Raw genomic sequence first — 5,260 nt, 5'->3', positions numbered from 1 at the left:
GTATAAAGAGAGTCTCTCGCTAAGCAAGACCGTGCCAATGGCAAAGATATAGAACTAACGATACAAAACAACCCGTGTCTTTTCCTTTCCAGAGGTCATGTGTTTCATTCGCACGGAATAAAATAGTGGAGAGAAGAGGTGGAGCGATGAGGAAAATGCCGCTTATCGGAATAACGGGTTATCATGTTACTGGAGAGGAAGGGGTCGGCGGTACCTTTCGGGGAGTGAAGGGACAAGGYTTCAGCGTCATAGGCCACGATTATATACAGGCGGTGAAGCAGGTTGGTGCCATTCCRATCGGCATCCCTGTTGGGGATCATTCAACTTGCRATGAGATTCTGCAGGCGATCGATGGATTGATTTTGGCCGGCGGGGAGGAYATTGATCCGCAGCTGTACGGCTCGAGTCCGGATCTTCGCTGCTGGACGATCACCCCGGAACGGGATCGTTTTGAGCTGCAGTTGATCGAAGAAGCTTTGCGGGTTCATAAGCCAATACTCGCTATTTGCAGAGGGATGCAGCTATTGAATGTGAGCTTCGGCGGCACGTTATATTTAGACATATCCGATCACGCTGAGAACGTACTGGCTCATCAATTTTCACGCGCTCCTCGCTGGTATTTGGCGCATCGGGTCAAGCTGCTGGCTCCGTCCATCAAAAAGCTATTCCAGGCTGATGAAATTCGAACGAACAGCTACCATCATCAAGCGGTAAATCTAGTCGGAGCAGGGCTTATAGCGGCGGCCGTTGCAGATGATGGGATTATTGAAGCTCTCATCCATCCTAATCATCCGAACTTATTGGCGGTGCAGTGGCATCCGGAGATGATGGCGGTAAGGCATGAGGAAGGACTTATTCCTTTCMGATGGCTCATCGATCAAGTGAACGGAGGGGGATCATCATGACAACTGGAGATCAGGAAAAATGGAACTTTCTATGGATTAACGGGGAACAAATTGTGCTTCCGGAAAGTATGACGGTCTACAATCCCGCCACAGGAGAGGTGGTTGGAAAAGTTCCCAAGGGAGCTGGGGAAGCCGCGAAAAAAGCGGTCGACGCCGCAGCACGGGCCTTATCCGCATGGAGGCAGCTAACGGCAAAAGAACGAGGCCGCTATCTTTGCGATTGGGCGGACCGAATTTTGCATAATCGAGATGAGCTGTCCATCTTGGTGTCCAAGGAGCAAGGTAAGCCGGTAGAAGAAGCAAAAGGGGAGCTGGAGAGTTCAGCTGAGTTTATTAGGTGGTACGCTGAAGAAGGGAAGCGGATCTACGGGGAAACAATCCCGGGCTCCGGCAAAAATCAACGTATCATGGTGTGGCGTCAGCCCGTCGGAGTCGTCGGCATGATTACCCCATGGAATTATCCAGCCGCCATGGTGGTTCGTAAAGTTGCACCCGCCCTGGCGGCAGGCTGCACGGTTGTTGTAAAGCCAGCTCGTCAGACGCCGTTAATCGCTGTGGCGTTGTTTCAACTGTTGATCGACACCGGTATTCCGAATGGGGTGGCTAATCTCGTAACGGGAGATGCGGCTGAGATTGGCAATGTCCTCTTAACCGACTCCCGGGTGCGGAAAATTTCATTCACAGGTTCAACTGAAGTGGGAAAGCACATCATGCAAAGCGCCTCCAACCAGGTGAAAAGGCTTTCCTTAGAGCTTGGAGGCATTGCGCCAGTCCTTGTTTTTCCCGACGCTGATCTGGACCTAGCGGCATCTTGCATTGTCAGTAATAAATTCGAGAACTGCGGCCAAGTATGTAATGGCATTAATTTAATTTACGCACATGAAGATATTCGGGCAGCCTTGAGCGAAAAAATCGTTTCGAAAGTCCGCCAGCTCCGAGTGGGGGTTGGAATGGAACCGGGAATGGACGTAGGTCCCTTGATTGATCGGGCGGCCGTGGAAAGAGTTGAACGATTGGTAGGAGACGCCGCTGCGAAAGGGGCAAAGATTTTAACAGGCGGGCATCGATTAGAGGAAGGTGATTATGCGAAGGGTTATTTTTACGCACCAACCGTGTTAGACGGTGTTCATGATGAAATGGCGCTCGCAAAAGAGGAGATTTTCGGCCCTGTCGCGCCTATACTCGCTTTTCAATCAGAAGAAGAAGTGATCACCCGCTGCAACGGAACGCCTTATGGATTATCCGCCTATTTGTTTACGCGTGATTTGAACCGAGTATACCGGGTGTGTGAATCGCTGGAGTTCGGGATGGTCGCGGTCAACGGAACTTCTCTTAGCGTTCCTCAAGCGCCGTTTGGCGGAATCAAGGAAAGCGGAATTGGACGCGAAGGCGGCCATCATGGCTTGGATGAATTTTTAGATCTGAAGTATATCAATTTAAAATTGGAGGGCGGCTGACGCTTCCGAAGCGAGTTTTTTGGCTGCGTCTTGGTCTGACGCTCTGCATCAAAAAACTTTAAGGAGGGGATAACCATGGATGAGAACCAGCTTTCAGGGTTGATTTCTCAAGCGGAGCTGGAAGAGGCGATCAAATCAGGCCTTATTGATACGGTGATGATTGCATTTTGCGATATGCAGGGCCGTTTGATGGGCAAACGCCTTACAGGTGAGTTTTGTTTGCGGGGCGGTCTGTCCAAAGGGACTCACTTCTGTATGTATTTGCTCGGGACCGATATGGAAATGAACACCCCCGGCGGGTACGAGCAGATGAATTGGGAAACCGGCTATGGAGATTGGTTAGCGAGGCCGGATTGGTCCACTTTACGCGTCATCCCCTGGCTGGAAAAGACAGCGATGGTCCTCTGCGATGTCGCAGATGAAAAAACAGGCTCCCCCATCGGTATTGCTCCGCGCAGTATTCTCAAACAGCAATTACAAAGAGCGGAGCAAATGGGATTTCGGATGATGATGGCAAGCGAGCTTGAATTTTATTTATTTAGAGAATCGTATGAGAACATTCATGATAAAGGCTACCAGCATCTTCAGGCCGCAGGGCACTATAACGAGGATTATAATTTGCTGCAGGGAACCCGCAACGAGCCTCTTTACCGGAAAATCAGAAACGATATGACTGCGGCGGGAATCCCGATTGAATCTACTAAAGGCGAAGCGGCAGTCGGGCAGCACGAGATTAATATACTATATGCGGATGCCCTCACTTCTGCCGATCGGCATGCATTGCTAAAGCACGGGGTCAAAGAGATTTGCATGCAGCATGAATATTCGGTGACCTTCATGGCAAAACCCCATCATGAGTGGACAGGATCGAGCGGTCATATCCACATCAGCCTATGGGACCCTCAGGGGGAACGAAATCTTTTTTACGACTCTACTGAGCAGCTGTACGCGATGTCGGAGACGATGAAGTATTTTTTAGGCGGTATATTAGCGTGCACACGCGACTTTTCTCTTTTTTTCGCTCCTAATGTGAATTCTTACAAACGTTTTGCGCCAGAAAGCTGGGCACCGGTGCATATTGTCTGGAGCCATGATAATCGAACCTCCGGCTTGCGAATTGTAGGGGACCAGCAAAGCTTGCGAATTGAAAACCGAATTCCCGGAGCGGATATGAACCCGTATCTTGCCTACTCGGCTATGATCGCGGCCGGCTTATATGGAATCGAGAACCAGATCGAGCCTGGACCGGAGTGGAAGGGGAACGCTTACGCTATGAAAGTACTTCCCCGTGTTCCGGCGTCGTTGTATGAAGCGATGGAGCTTTGGAAGGAAAGTCCGATCGTGCGCAGCGCACTCGGAGATCAAGTGACAGACCACTATTACAACATGGCCAAAGTGGAGCAGCAGTCTTTGAACGCATTTGTCACCGATTGGGAGAGGGCCAGATATTTTGAGCAAATCTGATAAGGGAGGCAGATAGATGGGGCGTTTACAGGATAAAGTATGCATTATTACCGGTGCGGGCAGCGGTATGGGGCAGGCGGCGGCTCAAATGTTTGCACGGGAAGGGGCAAAAGTGGCTCTCTTTGAGGTGAACGAGCAGTCAGGGCTTAAAACAACTTTGGAGATACAAGAGAAAGGAGGAGACGCTGCTTTTTTTACTTGCAACGTGGCCAATGAAGAGAGTGTGCAGACAGCGGTGACCCAGGTAATAAAACACTACGGTAAAGTCGATGTCCTCTATAATAATGCAGGAATTATGCCTTCGCAGGATGGCTCTGTCATTCATACGACCGTCGAAGTTTGGGATCGGGTGATGGATGTGAATGTGAAAGGAACTTTTCTTGCGTGTAAGCATGTCATCCCGCATATGGTAAAGCAGCAGAAGGGATCGATTATCAACATCGCCTCATTTGTTGCGTTCATGGGATGCAGTGTACCTCAAGACGCTTATACGGCATCCAAAGGAGCCATCGTTTCCTTAACCCGGTCGCTGGCTATTCAATTCCGACCCCAAGGCATTCGCAGCAATGCGATTTGTCCTGGACCAATTGAAACTCCATTATTAACCGAATGGCTGCTGAAAGATGAGGAGGCGAAACGGATTCGACTGGGCCGCCAACCAAGTGGGCGTTTTGGAAGACCTGAAGACATAGTGAACAGCGCGATTTACCTGGCATCGGATGAATCGGATTGGACCAACGGCGCTATTCTCCATATCGATGGGGGGATTACTTGCAATTATTTTTAAAAAATGAATCAAAAAGATGTGATTTGTATTGGTTTAACTGATTTGCATTAAAAAGCGTTCGGAATTAGCAATGCTAATCCCCACGCTTTTTTTATTTTGTAGTGATCTCTCCTTGGTATATATTGACGTTCAACATTCAAAAGTTACACTCTATTCTTCTCGATGTACTTCACGATTTCTGCGCGGTTATCGGGAACAACTTCTTCGGCTTCTGACGTGTGGCGAATCGTTTCCGTAACACTCCAATAGTCGCTTCCCGGCGTTTTGTTGAAATAGTTCAAGTCCAAGTCGTGTAAAATGSGGTGCATATAAATAAGGGCTTGAACGTCGTGCTTTTCGCGTGCTATCGTCGTAAGATCGACAACTCGATATAGGTCGATTTCGGCACCTTGAATGTTCGCCAATGCCGTCGCAAGTTGACGATATGATTCCGGGTTCAATGCGTCACTAGAAAGCGCGGAATCCCACGCGGCCGCCTTCTTAAAATTTGCGTCGTTCCTATATCCGACCAACGTATTGAATTGTTCGTGATATGTCTTCAACGTTTCGATTGCACGACTTTCTGACGATAATTTGTCGAATGTAGGCGCCTTAACCTGATCGACGATTTCAGGCTTCTTCGGCGCCGTTTCCACCCCGTTTCCACC

General features: G+C 49.4%; 5 protein-coding genes. 4 read left to right on the top strand and 1 reads right to left on the bottom strand.

Going from position 1 to position 5,260, the window contains the following annotated elements:
• Window positions 1-146 precede the first annotated feature (146 nt).
• From AC1DVJ_RS29875 to AC1DVJ_RS29860, 4 genes are all read left to right on the top strand, one after another.
• A complete protein-coding gene (locus tag AC1DVJ_RS29875) occupies window positions 147-905 on the top strand; it encodes a gamma-glutamyl-gamma-aminobutyrate hydrolase family protein (RefSeq protein ID WP_477596362.1) in 759 nt (252 codons plus the stop codon).
• Window positions 902-2,362 (top strand): NAD-dependent succinate-semialdehyde dehydrogenase, encoded by a 1,461-nt coding sequence (locus AC1DVJ_RS29870; RefSeq protein ID WP_477596361.1) that lies wholly within the window; start codon window positions 902-904, stop codon window positions 2,360-2,362. Before AC1DVJ_RS29875 ends, AC1DVJ_RS29870 begins: the two co-directional genes overlap by 4 nt.
• Before the next feature lie 75 nt (window positions 2,363-2,437).
• A complete protein-coding gene (locus AC1DVJ_RS29865; protein WP_477596359.1) occupies window positions 2,438-3,826 on the top strand; it encodes a glutamine synthetase family protein in 1,389 nt (462 codons plus the stop codon).
• Window positions 3,827-3,842: 16 nt separating this feature from the next.
• The gene (locus AC1DVJ_RS29860; protein ID WP_477596357.1) at window positions 3,843-4,613 is read left to right on the top strand and encodes an SDR family NAD(P)-dependent oxidoreductase; all 771 of its coding nucleotides are present in this window, start codon (window positions 3,843-3,845) and stop codon (window positions 4,611-4,613) included.
• Window positions 4,614-4,756: 143 nt separating this feature from the next.
• On the opposite strand, the gene AC1DVJ_RS29855 is transcribed toward AC1DVJ_RS29860, so the two are convergent.
• Window positions 4,757-5,260, bottom strand: a 504-nt coding sequence (locus AC1DVJ_RS29855) for a hypothetical protein (protein WP_477596355.1), incomplete at its 5' end; no start/stop codon positions are given.

The sequence above is a fragment of the Paenibacillus sp. P4_A9 genome, from assembly GCF_056402415.1.
This window is presented reverse-complemented; position numbering and strand designations above follow the sequence as displayed.